A 24751-nucleotide genomic window follows, 5' to 3' on the forward strand; every position below is an offset into this window, starting at 1 on the left:
GTTCCTGGCTGCCCCTCTTGCCATCAGAGGTGGGTCCTTTCGGTACGGGGTTCGGGCAGGGTCAGCAGCGCCCGGGTGGCGGCTGCGGCGCTCGCCCGGCACCACTGGGCGTCCTGCGGATTGGCGGCGTCCCGCCCGGCGTGCGCGGCGCGGTTGCGCAGAGCGTTCAGCGTGGTCAGGGTGACCGGCAGGTCGGGCTGCTCGGCGGCCATGGCGCGCAGCGGATGGTCGGCGTGCTCCTGCGCCGCCAGCAGCGACAGGGCGCACAACGCCTTGAGGTAGCTGTGGCCCTGACCCTGGTACGTCTTCGTCAACTCGTTCTCGGTGACCCCGGAGTAGAGCCCGGTCACCTGGTGGAAGCCGATCCGCTGGGCGGCCTCCTCCAGCATCGCCCGACGCAACGACCTGTTGCGGCGGAAGGACTCGAACGTCTCCGGGCTCACCGGGTACGCCACGAGCATCCGGCGGAACAGCACCTCGTACATCCGCAGGGTGGTGTGCGCGACCCGTTCGAGGTCCTCGTCGCGGTCCCCCGACTGGGCGGCCAGTTCGAGTTCGAGCATCAGGTCGAAGGCGTCCCGGTCACCGCGTACCGCCGGCCCGAACTCGTGGGCCAGGCGGCGCTCCAGCAGGTCCCGCAACTCCGCGCCCGCCTGCCGGTACTGGTCGCGGGCGACCACCAGCTCGGCCGCGGCCCGGCGGTCTATCTCCGTGTCGAGCAGGCCGTCGTCGCGACCGAAGCGGTAGATCAGCGACTGGAAGAAGTCGCTCGGACCCAGCCCGAACGGGTCCAGGGCGGTCCACGCCTCGGCGGTCTCGGCGCCGCCGTCCGACGGCACCACCAGGAACCCGGCGAGGAACACCGGCTCCGGATCGGCGAGGAAGGCGATGCGGTCGAGCTGGGGGGCCAGGTCCGCCCGGGCTGCGGCGCCCTGCGGACCGGCGATGTCACCGGGGGCGGCAGCCGGGGCAAGGCCCTGGTCCCGCTCGAACTGGCGTACCTGGAACACCCGCCGTGCGGCCCGGTCGGCGCTGGCGGCCTCCACCACCCGGGCCGCGCCCGGACGCTGAGGCCCCCGGGTGGGCGGCGCTGTCCGGTGTGCCACCGTCCGGTCGGACCGGCCGGCGGTGCCCAGCTCCAGTTCGGCGCCCACCGGGGTGAACCGCAGCACGTACGCCTCGCGGAGCTGATCGGCGGTGCGCGGCCACAGCTCGCCGGTGAACGGGTCCTCGAAGACGTGGCAGACCTGCCATTCGGTCAGCTGCGCCGAGGTGCCGGTCCGCAGCGCCTCCCGCCCCCGGTCGGTCAGCTCGTGCCGGCCGTCGAGGTGTCCGCTGCGCACCGACCGGTCGAGGATGTGGCCGCACAGCCGGGCGTCGAGTTCGACGATTTCGCCGATCCGGTCGAGCTGGCGAATGCCGGCCTGGCAGAGCGCCAGCGTCACCCGTTCGAAGAGGTCCAGGTTGCGCCGCTCGAGAACCGGTGCGGTGACCCGGTAGGCCCACGCCGGCCAGAGCAGGCAGATCCGCCCGTCCCCGGCCGGCGGCCTGCGGTCGTACATCAGGATCCGGGCCCGTGACCAGTCAAGCGACGAGGTGACCATGTGGCGCACCTTTCCGGCACAGTTCGAGGAAGTCGGTCAGCGGTGCGACGCCGGGCGGCGCGTGACCTGCCCGGAACATCGCGGTGGCGCCGACCGTGACGAGCAACCGCTTCTGCCGGCTCATCGCCACGCACAACCGGTTGCGCAGGGTGATGTGACCGTAGTGACGGGCGACCCAGCGGCCGTAGTCCTGGCCGGTGGGCGGCGGCGGGGTGTCGCGCGGGGGCGCGCACCGGGTGGTCGACAGCAGGACGACATCGAACTCCTTGCCCTGGAAGGCGTCCACAGTGCCGACCATGAGTCGGTCCAACCGCCGCCCGGCGCTGTCGAAGCGCAGCCGGTCGATCATCTCGTAGGACCCGCCGTTGCGGGTCAACAACTTGCGCGCGACGAGTTGCCGGCAGATCTCCTCCACCTGTGCGCGGTAGAACGTGATCACCCCGATGGTGAGGTCCGGCGCCTCGTCGAGCAGCCGGGCGACCTCGTCGGCCAGGACCGCCGCCTCGGCCGGCCGGGACCTGCTCCGATCGCCATACTCGGGGCCGGCCTGCGGCGGCACGTCCAGCCAGGCGGCGACCGCGCTCCCGTACCGGGTGAGCCCGTGCGCGAACGCGTCATCCGGTCGGATCGAACCCAGCGTCCCGTCGTAGAAGTTGCGGCTGACGAACTCACCGAGCACCCGGTGCATCCGGAACTGGGTGTCCAGGGTCACCACCCGCGGCACCGGCACTCCCGGCCGGTCCAGGCTCTCGAACAGCCGCTGGAACAGGCTCTCCGACAGCAGCTTGCGCATGTCCGGCTCGAACTCGCGTTCCACGTCCGGTTCGAGCATCTGGGGAAGCTGGTTGTGGTCGCCGACGAGCACGATACGACGACTGGCGTGAATCAGCGGGATCATCAGGTCGAGCGGGTTGGCCCGGGCCGCCTCGTCGACGATCACAGTGTCGAACACCACCTCGTCCACGCGGGACTGCCCCTTGGCGTCGGCCATGCTGGGCGAGGCCACCTGCTGGCAGGTCGCCGCGTACGAGGCGGTGTACTCGCGCAACGTCCACTGCACGGCGGCCGGGTCACCGTCGAGCGCCTCCCGGTACTCGAGGAGGGCCAGCGCCACCCCGTCGCCGGGTGACTCGGCCACCCGGTCGGCCAGGCTGTCCACCACGTCCTCGAGCAGCCGGCGCAGGTCGGGGTCGACGGCGGGATCCGGGTTCGGGCCGACCGGCCGGGCCAGCAGCTCCAGCAGGGCGGCGCGCGCCGGCGTCAGTTCGGCGAGGAACGGCGGCGGCTCGTCTCCGCGCCACTGCGCCGCCCTGGTTAGCAGGTCCAGCACCTCGGCCGGCACGTCCGCGCCGTCGAGCGCGCTGATCCGTCGTAGCGCCTTCGCGGCCGCCGCCGGCCCGTCGTCACCGAACGACTCACCGGTCATCCGGATCCCGCGAACCGCGCGAACCGCCAGTTCCTCGGCGTCCGAGGCGAACACGACGATCGGGCGCGGCGGCGCGCCCAGCCGATCCCGGATCCGATCGGCGAGCCGGCCGGGCACCAGATCGCCGGTGGTCTCCAGCAGCTCATGCAACATGACGGCCGTTCCGGCCGGGTCGGTGGGCGCCAGCAGGTAACCGGCGGCGAGCGCCGCGGCACGCCGTAGGGCGACCACGCCTCGGCCCTGAGCGCTCTGCCGGAGGCGTTCGTCCAGCGCGGCCACCGTCTCGGCCTGCCACCTGTCGACCTGGACGGTGGTGCCGCGTCCGGTCCGGTCGACCTTGTTGGCCGGCAGACCGAACACCGTCGACCGCTCCACCAGTTCGTCCACCGCGGCATGCTGGTAGCTGGTCAGCAACATCGACCCACGCAACCGGGCGTACCCATGGCCGGCCTCGGCGAGCCGCGTCTGCAGGGCCGCGATCACCTGCGTCTTACCGGTGCCGGGCGGGCCCTGGATGATCGCGATGTCCGGCGTGTTCAGCGCGACGTCGAGCGCCCGACGTTGTGCCCGGGTGGGCTCGCCGCCCCGGAAGACCTGCCACGCGGCCACGGACTCCGGCGCAATCCGCCGCTCCGGCAGGGGCGACGACACCGGGTCGCCCTCCAGCAGCGCGAGGAGGTTGGGGATGCGGGTTTGCGCCTTGAGCACCCGACCGAACGCCTCCCTGCGGCGCAGCAGCCGACGCCGGTCGCCACGGAAGGACAGGTACAGGAATCCGGCGGGGGGCGGCTGGGGCCCGGCCTGTCCGACCGGACCGGGGCGCGGGGTGGGACGCACATCGATCGTGGCCGCCGCGGCGTTGACCGCGACCACCTCGCCCGCGAACGCCTCGCTCGCCAGTTCGTCGTCGAGCAGCCCCCACGCCTGGTCGTCCGCGGCCGGATCGCGCAGGAGCGCCGGCGGCAACGCGCTGGCCGCCTCCAGTTCGAGCGGCGTGTCGTGCTGCTCGTCCGCCCGGTCGAGCAGGGAGAAACGGCTGGCATCCGATCCGGTCGGGACCGTGACGAGAAACCGCAGGACGCCGTCGTTCTGCCGGCGGACGGTGTCGTACTTCAGGTAGCCGGCGTCCCGCACGCTGCGGTGCGTCCACCATGCCTCCTTGCGGTTGTACGAGTTCCACATGGCCAGGAAGCCCTCGCCGGAGGCGAGCTTGCCCAGCTGGCGCTTCATCTCCTCCCGCAGGCGGGTGGCCTGGGACTCGTCGGTGAAGGTGACGGTGCGGTGGATCAGCGCCAGCGGCCCCTGGGTCCCGTCGTGGCCACGTAGCACCACCCGACTCAGCAACGCCTTATCGCCGACCGTCCGTACGTCGACCGCCACCCCGCGACCGTGGATGCGGAACGCGACCGGTTCGTCGGTGCTGTGTCGCGGGCCTGCGGAGATGACCAACCGGCCCGGCGCGTCGGGCGCGGAGCCGGGCAGCGGCGGCAGCACGAGCCGTTCGGTCAGCCAGTTCAGCGCCCACTCCGGGGGGCGGCGTTCGGCCCGGTCACCGGCCGCGCGGTGGATCCGGGTGAACTCCTTGTCCGCGACGCCAATCGCCAGCGGGGTCCCGGCCGGCCCCTTCTCGTAGAGATGGATGTTGAGGTCGAGGCGGGGCCAGGGGGAGCCAACCTGGGCTGGATCGAGGTAGAGAACCATCGCCACCCGGGCCTGCCCGTGGGTGAGCAACCGTTGCAGCGTACGGTCGTCGTCCGGGGTGGCGCCGGTGGCCATCGCCCGCTTGCCGGCGATTTCCACGACCACACTGCCGGACGGGCTGCGGCCCAAGACCGCCTCGGTCTCGTCGACCGTCACCTCGGGTAGGTCGCTCGACATTTGCCAGCGCAGCGAGACCAGGGTCGCCGCGCCGGGCAACGGAGCGAGCCGTCCCTGCCGGGGCCGATAGTTCTGACCGCTGGCCTGGTCGCCACCGCCGCCGCGGCCGCTGGCACCGGGCCGGCCCGCGCCGGACCGACGCGGCTGAGGGCGGCCCCGACCGCCGTCGAGCGTTGGTGAACTCATGCGCTCCGCTCCCGGACCAGATGATCGAATCTGAGCAACCGGTGGGCCTCGTGGGCGGGCCCGAAGTGCAGCTCCCAGGCCGCGTGCGAGGCCATCCCCGGAATGGCCGAGTCGTGGCCGGGCTCCACCGGCAGGCAGGGTCCGCCGCCCGGCCCGACGACCCAGATCGGACGGTCCCCACGATTGGCCACCGTAAGCCGGCCGGACCGGTCGAACCACAGGGTCGCCACGCCGCGCTCCGCGTCGCCGTCCGACGCCATCGCGATCCGGGCCGACACTGCCGTCTGGATCTGCTGCTGCACCAGCAACGCCTGCGTGGGCGGCCCGGTGACGGGTGCTCCCCCGCCCTGCGCCGGCACCTGGGTGAACACACGCGCCACGAGGGCGGGCGGGGCCGGGTCGGAGCACCAGGGGCAGGCCGGCTGATTTCCCAGGTACGAGCCGGAGCAGCCGGCGCAGGTGAGAGTCATATCGGCTGCCTCGTACAGCTTGGTGCGCCACTCGCCCACGGTCGGACGGGCAGCCGGGTCGGCCAGCCCCGCCTCGAACGTGCGCGCCGCGAGCGCCCGCAGACCGGGCGTCAGAACCAGGTCGCGGGCATGGCCGAAGCTCGCGCGGTTGGCGGGATCGGTTGGATGGTCCACCCACGGCAGCTCGCCGGCGAACGCCCGTTCCTCCAGCTCCGGTTCGCCGTCGTAGACGAGGTCACCGATGAACGGGTGCAGCACCGCAAGCGTTTCGAAGGCCATGACCCCGAACGCGAAGGCGTCGCTGAGGCTGGAGACGCCGAGCCTGCCGGTGAGAACCTCCGGCGCGGCATACCCGGGCGTGACGTAGGCGGACCCGCGGACCTCGGACATGACCGCGATGTTGTCCAGGTCGATGAGGTAGACGTGCTCGCGATCGAGGTGCGCGGAGACCATCACGTTGACCGGCGAGGGGTCGCCGTAGCACAGGCCCCTGGCGTGCAGCCCGGACAGCCCGGCCGCGGCCCGGCCGAGGAGACGCAACCGGCGTCGCAGCCCGCCCGTCCGGGTGTACCACCGGAGCACCTCGGTCGCGCCGCTGGGCGCGACCAACTGCCGCAGGGCCACCATGTCGGCGAGCATCGCCATGGTGTATCCAAGGTGCGGCGGCTTCAACAGGGTCAGCGGGCGAGCCAGCGGCAGGTGGTCCAGATCGAGTTGGCGTACCACGCGGAGTCGAGCGGCAAGCCGCTCGGCGGCCTGCTGGTCGCGACTGTGCAGCACCTTGACGGCGATCCGGCCGCCGGCCGCCTCCCACACCTCACCCTGCCCGCCGGCCCCGAGCCGGCGTGTCAATTCGATGGGCTGGTCGTCCTCCGTCCGCACGACGATCTGAAGTCCGTTGGTGTTCCAGTTCGGGTCGTTCGTCCGCACCGTACGCAGCTCCCCCGCAGACATCGTCAGTTCATGAAGCCCATCAGGTCATCGTTGGTGATCCGGCCGCTGCGTACCTGGGTCGTCACGGTGGCGGTGACCCAGTCGAAGTACCGCGTCAGCTCATGCACCTCGTCCGCCCGGCCCACCTTGATCAGCGGGTTGTCGATGAAGGCGTCCAGCACCGCGAACGCTTCGCCGTCCATCTCCTGACCGACGCCGACCGCCAGGCGGAGCGCCTTGGCGCCCCGCTCGGAGGCGAGCAAGCGCACCAATGGCTGCTGCCACTGATCGGTGGGAATTCCGTCGGAGACGAGGACGAGCGTCGGCCGGAACGCCCGGCGGGGCACGAAGGCGTCGTCGGCGAGGAGGTCGGTCACCACGTCGAGCGCCGCGCCGAGAGGAGTCCGCCCGGCCGCCGACATGTCCTGCCAGCGCACCTCACTCGCCGGTGCCAGCGGATGGTGCAGGGTCGCGCCGCGACCGCCGAAGGTGACCACACCCGCCCAGAGCTCCCCCCGCAGGGAATCTTCGGCGGCGAAGGCCCGGATCATCGTCGCGACGGCCTGGTTGAGGACGCCGATCTTCCCGTCATCCGCCATGCTGCCGCTGACATCGGCCAGAATCAGTACGGGCAGCGGGCGGGGGCGTTGGGCCATTACCCGGGCGGGCGGTGCGTCGACCACGAATACTCCTACGTCACTCTCTGGCGTCCATCCACATGGAACATCGCAGGATGCGCCTCGCATTCGATTCGGTCAAGGCATCCGAACCGAGAGTTGCTCAATGCTGGTCCATCGAGCGCAGCGATCGCCTCCCTCACCAGCTCAGGTTCATGGGCTACCAGCACGTGCGAAACCCGGCGTGCACACGCCCATCTGCCAGGGATTACACCGGGAATCGGCCAGTGCCAGCCTCCCGCCTTGGCCGGCCCTGATGAACCCTCCGCCCATCGCGGCGAACAGGATGTCAAATATCCGTCACATTGACTCGCGTCGCCCGAACGTCAGCTCGTCGTCGATGCCGGCGCCGGGCTGCTGCCCATACACGCGACCTGCTGGCCGCCTCGGCCGGCTACCGATCTACCGATCTACCGATCCAGGTTCTCAGGTCAGGGGCAGGAAGATCCTTCCACCGGTTCCGGCAATGCCGCGGCTACTGCCATGACCACGAACGTTGACGGTGTTGGGTGACACGGCGTCCGGGCTGTCGGCCGAGCGGGTCGCCGTCAGGAAGTCCGGTTCGGGACGTATTTTGCGCGGCCTACGATTCGGTGGTGGGTTCCTCGCTGACTGTTCGCTTGGCCCGGGTCGAGGACATCGCCCAGATGGCGTGTCGGAACGTGTCAAGGGATTGAGGCCAGCGGGAGTTAAGCGGCGTGTGGTTGCGGCTCGGGTTTGTTGATCCAGACCTGTTCGGGCAGGTCGAGGATCTTGGGTAGTAGCCGGGTGGCGCCGAACCGTTCCGGGTGCGTCGTGCGGGCTGCGGTGAGGGTGTCCTCGCGGTTGGCGCGGACGGTGTGGTGACGGCCGTGGTGGACGTCGGCGGGGGTGTGCATGCCGATCCCGGAGTGCCGGTGGGCGTGGTTGTACCAGGTCACGAACTCGGCCATGAACGCCCGCGCCTGGGCCAGGGACGCGAACCGGTCCGGGAAGACCGGCGCGTACTTCAACGTCTTGAACCATGCCTCGCTGTACGGGTTGTCGTTGGAGGTCTTCGGCCGGGAGTGCGAGCGGGTGACCTGAAGGTCTTCGAGTAGGTCAGCGACCGATTTCGAGGTCATCGAGGTGCCCCGGTCGGCGTGCACGACGTGCGGGACACCATGGGTGCCGAACACCTCGCGCATCATCGACTCCGCCAGGGGTCCGGACTCGCGGGCGTGCACGCGGACACCGATGATGTACCGGGAGTAGATGTCGATCATTACGTAGGCGTCGTAGTAGACACCCTTGACCGGTCCGGCAAGCTTCGTGATGTCCCAGGTGTAGACCTGCCCCGGCCGGTCGGCGATCAACTCGGGACGCCGCCTGGCGGGGTGCCGGGCCTGCCGGCGACGCTCGCGGACCTGCTCGTGTTCGCGTAGGAGCCGATACATGGTGGCGATCGAGCCCACGTAGACGCCCTGGTCCAGCAACGCCGCGTAGATCTGCGCCGGGGCGGCGTCGACGAACTCCGGGCTGTTCAACAGCCGCAGCACCTGCCCGCGCTCACTCGGGGTGAGCGCGTTCGCCGGCGTCCGCCGGGCCGGTCGCGACGGTGTCGGCCGGCGCCGGTCCCGGTCCGCGCTGGACCGGGCGATCCCGGTCATCGCCGCCGCCTGCCGAGTCGTGGTACCGGTGCTGGTCAACTCCCGGTAGGCGGCCATCAGCGCTTGCCGAGCCCGAACACGTCCGGACCGTCCGGCTCGCTCCTGGAGATGTCCTCCAAGAGCTCTCGCGCTTTTCCCATGATCGTCAACGCCGTCTCGGTCCGCGCCAGCCTCGCCTGCGCCTGCGCCAGTTCCCGCCGCAGCCGGGCGATCTCCGCCTGCTCCGCCGACGGCCGCCCGACCGTCTCCCCGGCCGGTTTGCCCTGCAACAGGCCGGCGTCACGGGCCCGGCGCCACTCCGACATCAACGACGAGTACAAGCCCTCCCGCCGCAGGAACGCCCCGCCCTCACCGGCCGCGACGGCCTGCTCATACCCGGCCAGCAACTCCAGCTTCTGCCCCGGCGTGAACGACCGACGTGCCCGCGGCCCACCCGAACGCGGACCCTTCCCACGACTCATGACCCCATCCTGAGCCACAACCATCTCAACAGCAGTAGTCAACGAATCTCGATCCTGAACTCGCCCTGTCCAGCGGACTTGCTATGAACCGCTGGCCTCAACTCACCCTGACAGACAGGGTGTGTGCATGTTCGGTGCTGGCAGGAGACGTATCGGGGACTCATGTCGGATGCGGTGCTGGATGATCCGGGTTTCCCGGCTGCTCGGGAGCGGTTCTGGACTGCCGCTTTGACCGATGAGCGCTATCGCGAGAACCGGGTGGCTGTGGCCGAGCGGGCGGGCGAGTTGATTGGGATCGCGATGTCGGGGCCGCCGCTGGACGCTGTGGGGGCGTGGGCGTGGCAGCTGTATGTGCTCTACGTGTATGCGGCCAGGCACGGCACGGGTGCTGGGGGTGCGTTGTTGCAGGCCGTCATCGAGCCGGCGGAGTCGGCGGGGCTGTGGGTCGCCGATCCGAACCCTCGCGCGCAGGCGTTCTACCGCAAGCATGGTTTCTCTGGCGACGGGACGGCCCGGGTCGAGGACGGCGTGCGGGAGATTCGCATGGTCCGCGACGTGCAGCGCCGTCGCTGATGCTGTGAACGATGACGTTTGGAGTCTTGGGTCAGGCTGCCCGGGTGGCGGGTTGGCCCCAGCGTTGTTGGCGTTCGCTGCGGATGCGGGCGCGTTCGCGGCGTTGGGCGGCCAGGATGTCGGGGTGGCGGGCGTTGGCGTTGCGCCAGTGTAGGTATCGGTGCAGGTGGCGGGTCAGCGTTGGGTGGTTCGGGTGGTTCGAGCCGGCGATCACAAAGGCGCGTAGGGGCCCGAACTGGGCCTGGATCGGGTTGGCCCAGGAGGCGTAGGTCGGAGTGAAGCAGAGTTCGACCTTGTGCCGGGCCGCCCACGACCGGATCTTTCGGCCTTTGTGCGCGGACAGGTTGTCCAGGATCACGTAGATCGGCGCGCCGTCCGGCCGGGCGGCGCGGATCGACTTGAGCGCCGCGAGGGTGTTCGCGGCGCTCTTACGCCGCCGCATGACGCCCCAGAGTTGGTCGTTGCCGACGGAGTAGCAGCCGTGGAACTGCCGGACCCCGTGCAGCTTGTGGTAGTTCGCGGGCAGTCGGTGCGGCTGCCCGGCCGGCGCCCACCCGACCCCTGCCTGCGGCCGGATCACCAGGGGACCGAACTCGTCGAACGCGAACACCCGCTGCGGGAGACGTCTGCTGATGTACTCGATTCGGGCGAGTTTGGCGTCACGATGCGGGTCGGTGGACTCCTTCCACGTCTTGGTCCGTTGGAAGGTGATCCGATGCCGGTGCAGGATCTGCTGCAGTCGTTCCCGCCCGATCCGGATCCGCCGATCGCAGTTAGCCTCGGCCCTTCGTTAAGGGCTGTCCAAGGTGTGGGCCGGGAACGAAGAAGTGCCTTGTCGGGTGGCCGGAGGGAGTCTCACCCTCCGGCTCCCACAGATCCCGGCGTGAACCTCTCGGCTCACCGGGCTCTTGTCATCCTGATCACCAGACGGTGGAGAGCGAGGTGACCCATCTCCAGTGGGCGAACAGGCTCCGTCGCTTCTCGACGGTTCGTCGCCAGTGCTGGAGGGCCTTCTTCTTGCTCCGCAGCCGTTTGAGCTTCCGACGGAGGAAGCGCATCAGGTAGGCGTTGATGCGTTCCAGGAGCGGGTGCAGTTTGGAGCGGTAGAACGCTCCGTAGTACTGCATCCAACCCCGCACGATCGGGTTGATCCAGCGCGCGAGATCGGCAAGGGTCAAGTTCGTCTTGTAGTGCAGCTTCCACGAGCGCACCGTCGCGTTCATCTTCATCTGGGCCGCGTCGCTGCGCGCCGGTAGGAACCCGTTGAAGGTCTGGCCCCGCCGGTTACGTGCTCCACGCTGCCGAAATGTGAAACCGAGGAACGTGAACGATGTGTGCTCATACGAGCCTCGCCGGTTGCTGTCCTGGCAGTAGACGATCCGGGTCTTGTCCGGATGCAGTTGCAGGCCCACCTGCCGCATCCGCTCGGCGATCGCGTCCCGCACCTGGACGGCACGGGCCTCGGTGCGACAGTGCACCACCGCGTCGTCGACGTAGCGGGCGAACTCGACGTCCGGGAACGTCCGTGCCAGCCACGCATCCAGCGCGTAGTGCAGAAACAGGTTCGCCAGCGCGGGTGATACCGCAGAACCCTGCGGGGTTCCCCGCTCCCGACGGATCACGGTCCCGTCCGCGGTGACCATCGGCGCGGCCAGCCACCGCTTCACATACAAGATGATCCACGGCTGGTCGGTGTTGGCCTCCACGGCTTTGACCACGAGATCCCACGGGACGCTGTCGAAGAACTTAGCGATGTCCATGTCCACCACCCAGTTCATCCGCCAGCAGCGTTCCTTGGTCCGCTCGACTGCTTGCAGCGCCGACCTGCCAGGACGATAGCCGTAGGAGTCGCGGTGGAAGATCTGCTCCATCCGCGCTTCCAGCCTCGCCGCGACCACGGTCTGCGCTACCCGGTCCCCCACCGACGGCACCCCCAACGTCCTGGTGCCCCCGGCCTTGGGGATCTCCACCGCTTTGACCGGCGGGGGAAAGTAGCTCCCCGACGACATCCGATTCCAGATCTTGTACAGGTTGTTCTGCACATCCTGCTCAAAATCGGCGATCGACTGTCCGTCGATCCCAGCGGCACCCTTGTTGTCCCTGACCTTCTCCCACGCCCACCAGACCTCCATCTTGGAGATCTCGAACGGCTTGCCTGGTGACTGCTGCTCGGCCACCCGACTCCTCCCCGACCCGAACCGGGCCCGGTTGATCGAATCTCCGAACCACGAATGACCTGGCCCCTTCGCTCCACCCCCACCGCGTCAAGCAGGAGCTTCACCACTACTACGGGCCAGTCCGCCAGCGTCGCCGCATCGGTACTCAGCCCCTCCCGGAGCTACCGGTCGGAACGCTCCCTCTCGCCGCCCGATCACCCGGACAGCCGTATCGGCTCCGCCTTCCCACGTTCCACGTGAAAGCCGCAGATCGAGCTCGCGCCGCCTATATGCCGGACACCACCTGGCCAGTAAGTGGGTAGCCGCCAGACTCATCCCAGAGCAGATCAGATGCCCCGGTTTCGATGTCGACCATTCTCCCTTTCGACACTTCACAGGCTGTGACACAACGCCTTCTCGATCCCCACCTGACACTTGAACAGCGCCTTTTCCACCTCGCTCACCACGACGGTCTTCAGCCAACGCAGCAGGTGGCGGTTTGAAGCCTCCCCCACAGGGCGACTCCGAGGGGCCAAACCCTCATCTTCCACGCAGCACCGCTTCCGAAAATCTACCTACATAGATCTCCTTCCGCGCGCGTGGCACACCTGATCAGGGAGAATAGGGCTTGTCGAGAGTCCTGTTAACCCGTCACGGAAGGCACTTGCTGAGTGAAGGTTACCGCAACACGTCCGAAGATCACGGTGACCGGAGACGGGCGGGGCGTAGTCGGTCACGCCGGTGCCCGGCTGCTCGCTGACCTGGCCGACGTAACCGGTCTGACGGGCGCGTTCAGCCAAGCCCTCGGCGGGCTGCGGCTGCGGCAGCGGCAGCGGCAGCGGCAGCGCGGGCACGATCCAGGTCGGATCGCTGTGGATCTCGCCGTGATGCTGGCCGACGGTGGTGAGGCCATCGCTGACCTGGCAGTCCTGCGCGACCAGACCGGGCTGTTCGGGCCGGTAGCGTCCGACCCGACCGCCTGGCGGTTGTTGTCACAGCTCGACGACACGGTGCTGGCCGACCTGCGTGCCGCTCGGGCCCAAGCGCGGGAGGTCGCCTGGGCTCAGCACGCCGACACCCACGGTGACCTGCCGCAGCCGATGGTGGCCGGCCACCGGGTCGACGGCCTGGTCCTGGACATCGACGCCACCATCGTCATCTGCCATTCCGAGAAGGAATCAGCGACCCGCACCTGGAAGAAGACCTTCGGGTTCCACCCGTTGCTGTGCTTCCTCGACAACACCGGTGAAGCCCTCGCCGGGCTGCTCCGGGAAGGCCGAGCCGGATCCAACACCACCGCCGACCACATCACCGTGCTCGACCACGCCCTCGCCCAGATCCCGGACGCGGTCCGGCACGGCACCCCGATCCTGCTGCGTAGCGACTCCGCTGGTTCCAGTCACGGGTTCCTCGCCCACATCCGAGCCTTGCGCGAGCAGCACCTGGACATCCGTTTCAGCGTCGGTGCCGCGATCACCGAACCGGTCCGGCAGGCGATCCGGGCTGCGACCGGCTGGGTCTGCGCCGTCGACACCAGCGGGGACCTGCGCGAACACGCCGAGGTCTGCGAGATCACCGGCCTGTTCGACGCCACCGGCTGGCCGCAGGGCACCCGCTTCCTGGTCCGCCGGGAACGCCCGCACCCCGGCGCCCAACTATCGCTGTTCGACACCATCGAAGGCTGGCGACACCAGGTCGCGGCCACCGACACCCCGGCCGGCAGCGGCAGCATCCAACACCTGGAAGCCCGACACCGGGCACACGCCCGCGTCGAGGACCGCATCCGCTACGGCAAACAAACCGGCTTCGGCCGGTCCCGTCCCGACACTTCGCGATCAACCAGGCCTGGCTGCAACTCGCCCTGACCGGCATCGACCTACCCGCCTGGACCCAAACCCTGCTCCTGGACAGCGAGTTGGCCACCGCCGAACCCAAGAAACTGCGCTACCGACTGCTGCACGTCGCCGCCCGGATCACCCGCACCGCCCGCAGGACCCGCCTAACCATCGCCGCCGACTGGCCCTGGACCAACGCCCTGACCAGCGCATTCCACAGGCTCACCGCACTACCCACGCCTACCGGCTAACCCAACGACTCACGCACCGACCAGCAACACGGAGGAACCCGGCCCCGCGCCGGGCCCTCATCATACCAACAAAAAGCACTAAACGACCGAACCGCTGCTCATCGAGCAGCAGCTATGAGCCAACACCCAGACGAAAGACCGAGGCTAGCCCCGCCAGCGCGGCCGGTATGGGGCCGGCGGCTGGGATCGGCGAGGCCGAACCAGGCCAGCCCGGCGACCGCGGGCGGCGCCATGAGGACGGCGAGCCCCGACCAGGCCAGCGGCCACCATCGGCAACAGGTAGCCGCCGTGCACCGCCGCCAACTCCAGGTCGCCCTGCAGCCAGCCGGCGAACGCGGCCGCGACGATCAGCGCGGTGATCTTCGATTGTCCTCACAAACCATCACTGATCAACGCGGTGGCCGTCCTCATACCCGCGCCACGCCCTAACCTAACGTTTGGAGTACTACATAGACGTCACAGCGGCTGGACGGCCTCGATCTCATTCCTCCAGCGGCGCCTGCTACGTCGATCGACTGTCCTCCTACCGGTGCGCCGACGGACACGACGTGGTAGCCGCGATGTCCGCCACCCCGGAGCCGAGGCGGAGCACGACGTCGCCCCTGTCGTCGACGAGTTCCAGTTCGGGGCCCGAGCGCCGGAGGACACCGCACTGCACCGCACCGTCACTCGTGCGTACCAGAACGAGGTCATCCTTCTCGTCCGGGCCGCTCGCGGCGACGGTGGCCACGACACCGGCGGAGAGGATCAGGACCGCGGCGGACGTCCCAGTCAGCTGGCCGACCAGCAGGGCCGTGCGGGATTTCCTGGTCGTCTCCCTGGTCCATTTCGCCAGACGCAGGCCGTTGAGCGGGGTGTATCGCCTCGTCGGCCCTCGACTCGCCCGCGCCGTCGCGAGGATCGACACGAACGCCAGCGCGGCGGCGAGCACCAGAAACGCGACGACCACTGCACGGGTGGCGTCGCCGAGTTTGGCGAGGCTGTCCGGGCCCCTGATGATGGTGACGGTGCCGAACACGCCCATGAGGGTGGTCGTCGCCGCCGCCCAGGCGGTGGCGGAGGCGCGGATGGTCTCCAGGCCGGTACGGCTCAGCTCGGTGGCGCGTCGTTCCCAGTAATCGGGCGACAATTGACTCATGAGCGGTCTTCGGTCTGTGGTCCGGCGACGTACCCGCCCCAGCCGCAGCCCTCGACGACGCCCTCCGGCCGGGGGTGCTCACCCGTGCACAGGCAGCGGACGAAGATGTCGGTCTCGTACTCCGCGCCCAGCCCCAGGTATCCCTCATTCTCCACTGACACCCGGATGCCGTCCTCGTCCCGGCACCGGGGGCAGGGGCCTTCCTTCACGTACCAGAGCACCTCGCCATCCAGTGTGGTCGGACGCCATGGCATATCGTCGACCCTGCCGCGCCACCAGGCGGGCGGGTCGGAGTTGATTTCGTACCCGATCTGTCGGGAGTCCGTGGAGTCCATGTCGCTCCTCGTGGGGCAGACCGCGTCGCGTCACGACCGGTCAGATTTCCCGCTCGATTTCAGGATTGAACAACGCGCCGACCAGGGGCGCTGACGTGGCGTCCGGCGCGGCGCCGGCAACCGGTCCGGCACGCTTGCCGGGCGACCGACTCTTGGTCAGCAGGGTCCGTAACCGCTCGGCGAGGCGGAACCGGGCCTCCTCTCGCGCGCCGGGATCATCGATCCGGACGGTCTCCTGCCAGGCGGCCACCCCGCCGGCAAGGACGGTACGCGCCGTGTGCGGCAGTTCCTCCGGCAGCGGCTCGGCGTCGGCCCGCAGCAGTTCGTCGCGCCAGAATTGCACCTCCCCACCACCGGTGTGGCGCTGCGCCCGCCACCCGAGGAGCCGGGGCAGGACGTGGCCGTTGACCGGCTGTTGCATCACGGCGGCGGCCACCCGGTCGGCCGCCGCCCGATGCGGGTCGACCGCCGCGCGCAGGGGCTCGTCCACGGCACCGAGGTCGCCGTCGTCGAGGACCGGCGGAAGCCGCGGCACGGCCGCGTCGGTGAGCCCGCCCGCCGACAGCACACCGCGCATCAGCCGCCGGCGTACCACCAGCGCCGGATAGCTCTTGCCGGCGGAGAACATCCTCGCGGTGCTGTCCCGCAGCATCTCCACTGTCGCGAGCGCACCCGCGGGTCCGGTGAGCAGTACTGAGCAGACGTCGGCGAACACCTCCTCGTGCCAGCCCTCCCACGGCCCGGCGGGGGCGCCGGCCGTCGTCGCCGCCTGCTCGATGACGTCCTTGAACCGGGACTGGTAGACGCCGCCGGCGAAGTCCCGCTGCAGGTGGTGCCCGATCTCGTGCGCCACGACCGCCAGCCACCACGGCCGCGCGTGGACGACGGGGGCAGTGCGACGAGCGGCATCGGCAGGGCTTCGAGGGCGGTCCGCAGCAGCGGGTCCGTGCGCCGGACGTCGGGCGGTGGGCTGCTGCGGGGGATCGCCCGCGGCATGAAGGACGCTTCGAGGTACGGCAGGGGCGACGCCGTTATCTCCACGTCGGCCGCGAGGAACGGCTGGGCCCAGCAGCTCCAGACGACCTCGTCCGCGGCCCGCAGCGCATCGCCCTGCGCGCCGTCGCGCTGCTCCCACTTGTCCGCGAAGTACCTCCAGTACTGGTGCAGCAGGTACGTTCGGCGGTCGTTGACCCGGCACTGGGCATAGATTTCGTTCGTGGCGGTGTGGTCGGGCAGGTCCTCCACCGTCGCCGTCAGCCGTGCGAGACCGACGCCGAGGACGTGCTCGAGACTGTTCAGCTGGGTCCAGTACTGGCGGCGCTCGTCGGCGGAGCGACGCGACGCGAACCAGTTCGTCATCCGGCGTCCCAGGTCGACCACTCCGTCACGGGTCTCCTCGATGCGGTCGATGGCCGATCTCGACACCACTGGTCACTCGCCGAGATAGAGGCAGAGGTCCAGGGACGGCACCGCCCGGCGGGACCAGGCCAGTTGAGGATCCCCCGCCGCGAACACCATCTCCTGAAGCGTACGGGTGAGGTCGATCAGTGTGCGCCGATCGAACCCGTCCCGCGCGAGCCGCCGGCCGATCTCCGCGACGAGTGACCGGGCCAGGTGGATGGGGAGGGCGGGGATCACCAGGACCGCCGCTCCGCCGCTGGCCACCGCGACGCTGTGCGCGATAGTCTTCAGCAGGGCAGACCGTGGATCGACGGAGACCGAGGAGCGTCCCGGCTCGGCCTGCACGACGATGAGGCCCGCCGTGGTCAGCGGGAGCCGATCCGGCTTGATCTCCTGTGCGGTCGGGTCGTCGAGGACCAAGGCCGAACGCGCCGGCTCGGGTAGCGGGGTCGCGACCATGTGCAGCACGTTCGCCTTCTCGACCCGTTCGAAGGAGCGCAGGTCCCGGGCGTGGAAGAGCTTGGGAGTGATTCCGCCGGCGACCCAGCTCTCCTCGGCGAAGAGGCCGAAGGAGAGTGGGCAGAGCACAGCGACGCGGACGACGTCCGGCGCGAGCCGGGGACGCTGGGCCGGGTAGCTGCGATAGGTGGCCAGCAGAGGACGGGAGCCCGTGGCCGGGTCGCTAAGTTCGACGACGGCCTCCCAGGCGCCGCCGGAGGCGCTCGGGTGCACGGACAGCGCCAACTCGTCGACGTCCCGGTCGACCCGCGCGGCCGCGATGGTGTCGGCGACGGGTTGCGGCAGCCGGGTGCGCTCGGGGTCGGGACCGAGCGGCAGGCGTGGGCCCGGCGGCAGACCCGACGGAGGGCCGAGGAGCGCCTTTGCCACGTGGGCACGGCGGTTCAGCGGCTGGACGCGTACGTCCACCTCGGCCAGGTCCGAGTCGGCTCCGTCCACGGCCACCGGATGCACCAGGGCGACCAGGCGGAACCGGGCCCCGGGAACTCTGAGCAGTGCCGCGCTCTGCCCCGTGATCGCCACCACAGCCGACAGGACGGCGATCAGCGCGAGGATGATAATGCTGGCCTGAGCGGGCTGTGCCCAGACAGTCAGCGTCGCCGCCACGGCAGCCAGAAGCAAGGCCATGACCCTTATGGCCCTCGACCACTCCTTCGGATGGCCCGCGCGCTTCAGCCGCTGCCAGACCCGGTAACGACATCGTCGCGCTGAGAGGTCGAGTTCACTGCTGCCACGAAACGCCCGAGGAGCACGCCGCTTCCCCACCGCGATGCATAGGGCCAAGCGGCTCAGCCAGCCGTGCCACGGATCGTCCGGGCCCAATCGCTGTCGTGAAAAGTCCCAGGCACGCAGGGCGGACCACGGAGGCAGCTCCTCGTACAGCGCCCGGAGCCGTCCGTAGCGGGACTCCAGATCGACTAGACTCGATGCAGCCGATGCGTGACGGCCGACGCGGAAGGTGGCCATGACAGCCAGGGTCGCGGCGGTCATGGCACCGACTTCGTTGCCCGCCTTGTCGAACAGGCGCACTGCGAGGTCCAGGAGCCGCTCCCCCGCTCGCGGCAGTCGCAGGGCGAGCAACTCGCCCTCTTCGAGCGCGGCATGGGCCCACTCATGCGGCGATTCCTGCACGGGGGGGCTCATGGTCGGCGTCACCAGCGCCCACTGCCGCAGTTGCAGGATCCGCAGTTGCGTGAGCAGGCCCGCCGCGTTCGTGGATCCACTGGCGGCTGCCGTGAGGGCCTTCATCGAGGTCCGGAGCTGCTCGACGAGCGCCTTGAAGTCGCCGCTCCTGCGCCGTGCGACGAGGTGCGCCTCGATCCCGTCCAGCAGCAGGTGAGCTGTGATCTCCGGGGCCGGCCGCGAGGCTGTCGCAGTGGCGATGCTGGCGAGCAGGTCGCGGGCGTCGCGCCCCGAGGGGTAGGCGGTGGTCCGCCAATGGACGTCGGCCAAGGTTGCGTCGGAGAGGGTGACGAGGTCATCCTGCGGCTCGCCGAGGAGCAGCCGGGCCGCGCGTGCCGCGAAGATCTGCCGCGCCGACCCGGTCGTGGCGAGGGCCAGCAGGAGTGACTCCCGCATCCCGCGCCAGCGCATCCGGCGGGCGATGTGCACAGCGACCAGCTCCACGGCCGCAGTGGTGGCGGCGTCCCGGTCGTAGCTGAACTCCGCGTCCTCCCAGACCTGGAGCAACTCTTGTGCGGCGGACGGTTGCCCCAGGTCGAGCCAGGCCCGCACCACCGTGGTGACGAGCGGTGGCGTCGCGACGTGCGCCCGGCACAGCGGCATCAGACGGCCCAGCGAACGGACGTACCGGTCGACGACGGCGACCAGGTCGGCGGCGACGACGCGATGAGCCAGCATCTGTAGCACAATCGCCGAGGCGATTCGTTCGTGCTCCACGTCGCTGCCGTGCAGGGCCTCGTCCAGCCAGGCCGGCATCAGCGACATCGGCGGCTGCGCTTGCGGAAACCCCGCGGTGGCGGACATCCATTCGAGTCGTACCCGCGCGGCCGCCGAGTGCGGAAGAGGCCAGTCCAGATACTCGACGCGGGTCGCCGACGTGGTGACCCGCCGGGCGGCGTCGGCGAACCTGTCCGTGTGCCCGCTGGCGTGCAGTTCGAGGCGAGCGAGAAGGAGGTCGGTGACGGCGAGCGTGCCGGGGTCGAGGACCTCGGCGACCCCGTTCACCAGTGACCGGACGTCGGTGAGGGTGAGCCGGGCGTCAAGCGCCGCGGCGACGCCCATCTCGAGATAGGCGCTGACCATCGCCAGCGCCGCCGGCGCGGTGCGGACATTGGGTCGGCCACAGACCCGAGCCCAGGCCCCCGCCAGCGCCGAGTCGGTCGCCAGCTTGCTCAGCCGGCCGCTGCGGCGGGCCAGCGCTGCGGCCCGGCCCAGCACGGCCCGGTCGTGGAGCACGGACCGCAGCTCCTTGACCGGGTGGCCGGGCGCGGTCGCCTCCACCATCTCCCAGTCCTGGGCGGCGTCGTAGGAGGGGTCCAGGCGCAGCATCGCGCCGATGTACACGGCTCGCACCGCCGCCTCGAACGAAAGCGGCGAGTTGTCTCCGTCGGGGGGAGCGACCAGCAGCCGTGCGCAGGCGTTCGCTGCCCAGGCCCATGCGCCGTCGCCGCAGACCCGTCGGGTGAGGGCCTCCCAAAACACCGCCCCCTCGGCTTCGGGCAGGAGGCGGGTGACCGCTGCGGCGTGCTCGATGGCCGGCCCGTCCAGTGGCCGGCGGTCGATGAGCTGCGGCAGTTGCCGGCGTGCCAGCGACAGCGCAGCCTCGCGGTCGACGGCCTGATCGGGCTGGCTCACGTAGCGCCTCAGCCGTTGAAGCAGGCCGGGCTGCACGTCGAGCACCGTCACTCCGGACTCGTCGGCCATCCGTGCCGAGATCCACTCCTGCTCGGCCAGTGATCGGAACACCCGGTCACCGACGGCGGCAGGCAGATCGAGCGCGACCCTGACGAGGTAGCGGTCCACCCGCCCGAGCGTGGCCAGCACCGGTAGGACCCGGGCGACCGGCGGATCGGCCGGGAGGCGCGTGACGACGCGGCCCTTGACGTACGCGTCGATGCCGCCCGATTCGATCTCGGCCGCGGTGAGCGTGCCGTTAAATTCGTCGAACCAATCGGCGTAGAGCGTCAGTTCGAAGGGGTTGAACCGCTGTGCCTCCGCCGCGGGCCAGCTGTCGGGCAGCGCCGTCGCGACCGCGGGGATGCGTCCGTTGTCCGGCGCCATGCGAAGGATGGCGTCCTGGACGGCCGCCGGCATGTCGCGACCGCCATGTGGCGACCGGGTGAGGAATTTCCGCGCTTCCGCGTCGGTGAATCCGCGCACCTCCACCAGTTCGAGATAGTCCCGCCGGGCGTCGCTGACCGAGTCACCGGTGTACCCGATCTCGCTGCCCAGGTCTAGGTTCGCGTAGGAGCGTGCGAGCAGCCGGCGGCCGGCCAGGACGACGCGGATGAAGGGAGCCTTGTCGTGCAGCCGCTCGAGTATCTCGAAGGTGTACTCGATACTCGGCACCCGTTCGCCGACGGTGCGCAGCTTGGCGAGTTCCTCGCAGGTGTCCAGGATCAGCAAGACCCGCTGCTCGAAGGTGGTTACGAACGAGGCGAACGCGCTCAACGCAAGCTCGAACTCCACCGACCGGATTCCCCCCAGGTCCGGTGAGGCCGCGGTGAGGTTGTCAATGAGCTCGATGCACTCCATCAGGTGCTGGTGAGAGCTTGCCTGGTCGGCGCTGCGCAGGTGGGTCGAGAGCCCGGCGGCCAACTCTCGCAGCAGTTGGGCCGGCGCCTCTGTCGGATACCACGGCGAGACGTGGTCGAAGTCGACCTGCGCCGCTATCAGGTCGATACCGAGATCGGTCCCGAATCCGCCAGTCAGGTATCGGATCAGCATGGTCTTACCGACGCCCGCCATGCCGATGAGATGAATCGCCCACGGCTGGGCCCGCTCCGGCGAGACTAGCCGTTTCACCACGCTGACCTGTTCCTCCCGGTACAGGAAGCGTTCCAGGAAGTGTCTGTCCAGGCGTCGCCGGTACTCAATGTTGGTCAGCCGCCGGGCCCGGTCCGCCGCCGACGCGACCTCCTCACCCAGCACCGGGCTGAGCGCCTCGGCGGCATAGAGCCAGTCCAACGCCTCGGGCATCCGGTTGTCGGCCACGTGCGCCGCCACCACGCTCATCAGCCAGTCACCGACGTGTGGCTCGTCCGCCGCCCGGACCGCGAGGTCGGCCCAGCGGTCGATGCCGGGATCGCGCCCGACGTCGTCGGGTGCCTCGCGGATCCGTCGCCCGATGGTGGCGGCGAGATCCCGCAGGGCGATGCGCCCGGGAGCCTCGGCGAGGATCGCGACTCGCTGGTCCTCGGACATCCAGAACCGGATACCCGCGGTCTCGTCGTCCTCGTCGCCCGCGACCAACTGCTGGTTGAACAGCACCTGGCGGTTGCACAGTCCGGCGGCTGCGGCATCGTCGAGCCAGGTGGTCAGGTCGGCGCCGGCAGGGAATCCGCAGTGCGTGGCCAGCCGGGCAGTCCATTGCGGGAGCATTGCCAGCCAGGTGACTGGCTCGTGGCCGAGCCGCCGGATCTGCGACTGCCGCAACCGGTCGGCGTAGATCTGGACCTGCTGCCCCAGCTGTACGAGGTCGGAGCTGGTCATGATCGTGATCCGAACAGTGCGGCGAGCGCCTCGGTGTCGTCCCCGGCGACCAGCTCGTCGAGTTCCAGCAGCACCTGGACCGCGCCGTAGAACTTGAGGCTCGCCAGGTTACCCGGCAGCCGGTCGGTGACGAGCCGGAAGACGTTGCGCCACTGCCCGTCGTTCTTGACGACCGCGTACACTTGCTCGGAGACCGGCGGCGCCACCCGGGGGTTGGCGTTGAGCAGCGTCCACCGGTAGGCGAGGTCCTCCTCCTTGCCCTCCACAAACGGCTCGATCGGTATCGCGCGCAGCCAGCGTCTGCTCCGGGCGCGCTCGATGAACTCCGCGAAGCACGCGTCCTGGGCGCCGCCGGCCGCCCGGAAGGCGAGCAGCACCGGTATGGGCTCGTCCTCGTCACCGAGACCGTGGGTGGTCAGCAGCCCGCGGGTGACCAGCTCGGCGGTGTCCCCCCACTGGTCCACGCTGTCGAACAGGACGAGGACCCGACCGTCCGGGCCGATGTGACTGTCGTCGTCGTCGCGCGCGTCCTCGATGAGGGTGAGCAGGTCGGCGGTGATCGACGCCGCGAGCAGGTCCAGGTCGAGCGGCTCGTCGCGGGCGCGCGTCTGCGCGAGAACCTCACCGACCTTCAGTCTCCAGTCGCGCCACTTGCTCGGGAGTCTCAACTCGGGAGAGTGTCCGCCCTGAAGGAGGCTGACCAGTGCCGGTGTGTGCGCCGGCGGCTGCAGGCCACACACTCGCCGCGCCCGGATGACTGACCACAGCATCACTTCGGCGAATCGGCGCGGATCCGTCGGCCGGTCCTGGCCGTCCAGGTCGACGACGCAGGGTACGTGCCCGTCATGCAGCGCCCGGATGCCGAACTCGCGGATGATCCTCGTCTTACCAAGCCCGAGGAGCCCCTGGCTGTAGACGGCGAGCGCGTTGAGCGGCTGCTCGCCGGTCAACTGTTCGTAGAGGTCGAACAGCTCCACCCGCCCGCAGAACACCGGTCCCTCGGCGAAGTCGTACTTCTGCACCAACTCGGAGACCTTCGCACCCCCGGGCGTCCGTACGGGCTGGTAGTCGTGGGGTACCCGGTCGGTGAGGAACACCGAGGGAAGCGCCCAGTCGATCGTGGAGGACGGTGGCCCGGAGCTCCGCCGGTACGCCGCGAGACGGGCATCGGTCACGGCCTGCAACAGTGACCCGCCACCGGCCAGGACGGAGCCGAACCGCTGAGTGAACAGGCGGCAGGCTTGATCGGTGACGCTCCCGGCCATGGCGAGGACCACCGGAATACCGAGGCCTACCAGATTCTGGGCGAGGGGAAGGCCGAGGGAGGCGCTGAGCGCGCCGCTCTGGCAGGCTGCGACGACCATGACTGGCGGCACCCTGGGCCCGGTCGACACGCAGGCGTACAACTGCTCGGCGCTTACCCGTTGAGCGGTGGCGTCGGGCCCGTCGTCGTCGGGCCGCATCAGGACGGCCGGCGTACCGCCGGAGTCCCGATGCCCGTGAGCGATGATCTGGACCACGTCGGGCCGGTGCCGCCGGACCGCTTCGGACAGGCGCGCGGGACTGCACCGGTCGACGACGATCGCCGAGATCCGGGCCCCGGTGGGTTCGAGTTCGCGCATCAGCCCCATGAATTCGGCGCCGGCCCTCACCTCCGGGTCGTAGAGGTCCGCCCCGATGGCGAATAGCACGCGGGCGGGAGCGGAAATTCGGGCCGGTTCTGGCGCGCTGGACGGTATCCGCCGGGTGACCGCGATGTCGAGGTTCGGATGGGTGACCAGGAAGGCGGTGCCGTCGTGCAGCAACTCCCACAGCACCGAGCACATCGGTGGGTCCTCGGGGGTCACGGTCACGGCGACCTCGATCACCTCACCGGCCGGCGGCGCCGCGTTCCGCAGGGCTCCCCACATGGGCGCGAGCACCGCGTCGAACAGGAGTCTGCCGTAGTTTTCCAGGTCGCCGGCCTTCAGCGGCCTGGCTCCCAGCGCCGACACGCGGGCGCTCAGTTCTCGTACGGCGGGATCGTCCTGAGGGCCGGTGCGGTCGGCGGTGTCCGGGTAGGGCCCGATCCACGGTGCGAAGTCGAGGCGCCGAGCGGCGAACGAGCGCCTGACCCACTCCTCGCTCGAATTCCACGAGACCTGCACCGTCCAGTCCTCGGAAAGCCGGCGGAGCTCTACTGTCACCTGCATCGAGATGCGATCCTCCGAAGGCGCAGCGTCGTTTTTCGTGGGGTGTGGAATCGTCATCCGTCGGCACAGAGTTGGACAGGCCGGACGATCTCAGGCGAGGACAGAACCCCAGACGAGAAGAGCGAATCTGTGGCGACCTCCCTTGAGGACGGACGTGGACTTCCGTCAACCTTACGCTCTTGTGCCCGAGGCGCGGAAGCTCGTCCGCGCCGTCTCGACTGACGCATTTCCGTCCGAAATTCGCAAGATCAAAGACTGGATCGGCGGCTGCCGGCCCGCGCCCCAGACAGCGCGCCGGGCACGGTCACCGAGGCTGGGTATCTGGTGCGCCTTCTGCTAGCGTGACGACTACCCTCGACAGCCCCGAAGATCATCCTGATCAACCTCGACTTTCGTGCCAGAGTCGGCTTGTCT

13 protein-coding genes and 2 pseudogenes are annotated in these 24751 nt (G+C 69.8%); 2 read left to right on the forward strand and 13 right to left on the reverse strand.

Annotation, left to right across the window (positions count from 1 at the left end):
• Positions 1–23 precede the first annotated feature (23 nt).
• The 5 genes from CIK06_RS18745 to CIK06_RS18765 all read right to left on the reverse strand — a co-directional run bounded on the left by CIK06_RS18745 (position 24) and on the right by CIK06_RS18765 (position 9287).
• Positions 24–1604 (reverse strand): hypothetical protein, encoded by a 1581-nt coding sequence (locus tag CIK06_RS18745; protein ID WP_095565922.1) that lies wholly within the window; start codon positions 1602–1604, stop codon positions 24–26.
• Positions 1585–5094, reverse strand: a complete 3510-nt coding sequence (locus CIK06_RS18750; protein WP_095565923.1) for an AAA domain-containing protein — start codon at positions 5092–5094, stop codon at positions 1585–1587. Before CIK06_RS18750 ends, CIK06_RS18745 begins: the two co-directional genes overlap by 20 nt.
• Complete coding sequence (locus CIK06_RS18755) at positions 5091–6518, reverse strand: protein kinase (RefSeq protein WP_095565924.1); 1428 nt, start codon at positions 6516–6518, stop codon at positions 5091–5093. The genes CIK06_RS18750 and CIK06_RS18755 overlap by 4 nt, the downstream gene beginning before the upstream one ends.
• 2 nt (positions 6519–6520) lie before the next feature.
• On the reverse strand, positions 6521–7180 hold the full coding sequence (locus CIK06_RS18760; RefSeq protein WP_198347943.1) for a VWA domain-containing protein: 660 nt from the start codon (positions 7178–7180) through the stop codon (positions 6521–6523).
• A gap of 683 nt (positions 7181–7863) precedes the next feature.
• Positions 7864–9287, reverse strand: a protein-coding gene (locus CIK06_RS18765; protein WP_369915989.1) for an IS3 family transposase whose coding sequence is annotated in 2 segments (ribosomal slippage) — positions 7864–8930 and positions 8930–9287 — 1425 coding nt in all. Because the reading frame shifts where the segments join, the coding sequence is not laid out codon by codon here.
• 138 nt (positions 9288–9425) lie between these two features.
• Between CIK06_RS18765 and CIK06_RS18770 the strand changes: the two genes are divergently transcribed.
• The gene (locus CIK06_RS18770; protein WP_095565926.1) at positions 9426–9836 is read left to right on the forward strand and encodes a GNAT family N-acetyltransferase; all 411 of its coding nucleotides are present in this window, start codon (positions 9426–9428) and stop codon (positions 9834–9836) included.
• 31 nt (positions 9837–9867) lie between these two features.
• Here the strand turns inward: CIK06_RS18770 and CIK06_RS18775 are convergent.
• The 3 genes and pseudogenes from CIK06_RS18775 to CIK06_RS31975 form a co-directional block, all read right to left on the reverse strand.
• Positions 9868–10602 (reverse strand): annotated as a pseudogene (locus tag CIK06_RS18775) (IS630 family transposase); the annotation flags it as partial.
• 154 nt (positions 10603–10756) lie between these two features.
• A complete protein-coding gene (gene ltrA, locus CIK06_RS18780; RefSeq protein ID WP_198347944.1) occupies positions 10757–12013 on the reverse strand; it encodes a group II intron reverse transcriptase/maturase in 1257 nt (418 codons plus the stop codon).
• 371 nt (positions 12014–12384) lie between these two features.
• Positions 12385–12507, reverse strand: a complete 123-nt coding sequence (locus tag CIK06_RS31975) for a hypothetical protein (RefSeq protein WP_255408513.1) — start codon at positions 12505–12507, stop codon at positions 12385–12387.
• A gap of 156 nt (positions 12508–12663) precedes the next feature.
• Between CIK06_RS31975 and CIK06_RS18785 the strand changes: the two are divergent.
• Positions 12664–14078, forward strand: a pseudogene (locus CIK06_RS18785) (IS1380 family transposase).
• Positions 14079–14601: 523 nt separating this feature from the next.
• On the opposite strand, the gene CIK06_RS18790 reads toward CIK06_RS18785, so the two are convergent.
• From CIK06_RS18790 to CIK06_RS18815, 5 genes are all read right to left on the reverse strand, one after another.
• Complete coding sequence (locus CIK06_RS18790; RefSeq protein WP_095565928.1) at positions 14602–15216, reverse strand: hypothetical protein; 615 nt, start codon at positions 15214–15216, stop codon at positions 14602–14604.
• Positions 15213–15551 carry a hypothetical protein gene (locus CIK06_RS18795; RefSeq protein WP_095565929.1) on the reverse strand — a complete coding sequence of 113 codons (339 nt, stop codon included), beginning with the start codon at positions 15549–15551 and terminating at the stop codon, positions 15213–15215. The genes CIK06_RS18790 and CIK06_RS18795 overlap by 4 nt, the downstream gene beginning before the upstream one ends.
• A gap of 40 nt (positions 15552–15591) precedes the next feature.
• The gene (locus CIK06_RS18800) at positions 15592–16404 is read right to left on the reverse strand and encodes a hypothetical protein (RefSeq protein ID WP_095565930.1); all 813 of its coding nucleotides are present in this window, start codon (positions 16402–16404) and stop codon (positions 15592–15594) included.
• Between the two features lie 578 nt (positions 16405–16982).
• On the reverse strand, positions 16983–22145 hold the full coding sequence (locus tag CIK06_RS18810) for an ATP-binding protein (RefSeq protein ID WP_095565932.1): 5163 nt from the start codon (positions 22143–22145) through the stop codon (positions 16983–16985).
• The gene (locus CIK06_RS18815; protein WP_157756855.1) at positions 22142–24337 is read right to left on the reverse strand and encodes a CHAT domain-containing protein; all 2196 of its coding nucleotides are present in this window, start codon (positions 24335–24337) and stop codon (positions 22142–22144) included. The genes CIK06_RS18810 and CIK06_RS18815 overlap by 4 nt, the downstream gene beginning before the upstream one ends.
• Between the last annotated feature and the right edge of the window lie 414 nt (positions 24338–24751).

Origin of the sequence: Plantactinospora sp. KBS50, assembly GCF_002285795.1 — a bacterium.
Lineage (GTDB): Bacteria > Actinomycetota > Actinomycetes > Mycobacteriales > Micromonosporaceae > KBS50.

Excerpts from the sequence above, each read along its gene's own strand:
- CIK06_RS18810 (WP_095565932.1), bottom strand. The coding sequence starts at position 22,145 with ATGACCAGCTCCGACCTCGTACAGCTGGGGCAGCAGGTCCAGATCTAC.
- CIK06_RS18770 (WP_095565926.1), top strand. The coding sequence starts at position 9,426 with ATGTCGGATGCGGTGCTGGATGATCCGGGTTTCCCGGCTGCTCGGGAG.
- CIK06_RS18750 (WP_095565923.1), bottom strand. The coding sequence starts at position 5,094 with ATGAGTTCACCAACGCTCGACGGCGGTCGGGGCCGCCCTCAGCCGCGT.
- CIK06_RS18790 (WP_095565928.1), bottom strand. The coding sequence starts at position 15,216 with ATGAGTCAATTGTCGCCCGATTACTGGGAACGACGCGCCACCGAGCTG.
- CIK06_RS18755 (WP_095565924.1), bottom strand. The coding sequence starts at position 6,518 with ATGTCTGCGGGGGAGCTGCGTACGGTGCGGACGAACGACCCGAACTGG.
- CIK06_RS18815 (WP_157756855.1), bottom strand. The coding sequence starts at position 24,337 with ATGCAGGTGACAGTAGAGCTCCGCCGGCTTTCCGAGGACTGGACGGTG.
- CIK06_RS18795 (WP_095565929.1), bottom strand. The coding sequence starts at position 15,551 with ATGGACTCCACGGACTCCCGACAGATCGGGTACGAAATCAACTCCGAC.
- CIK06_RS18745 (WP_095565922.1), bottom strand. The coding sequence starts at position 1,604 with ATGGTCACCTCGTCGCTTGACTGGTCACGGGCCCGGATCCTGATGTAC.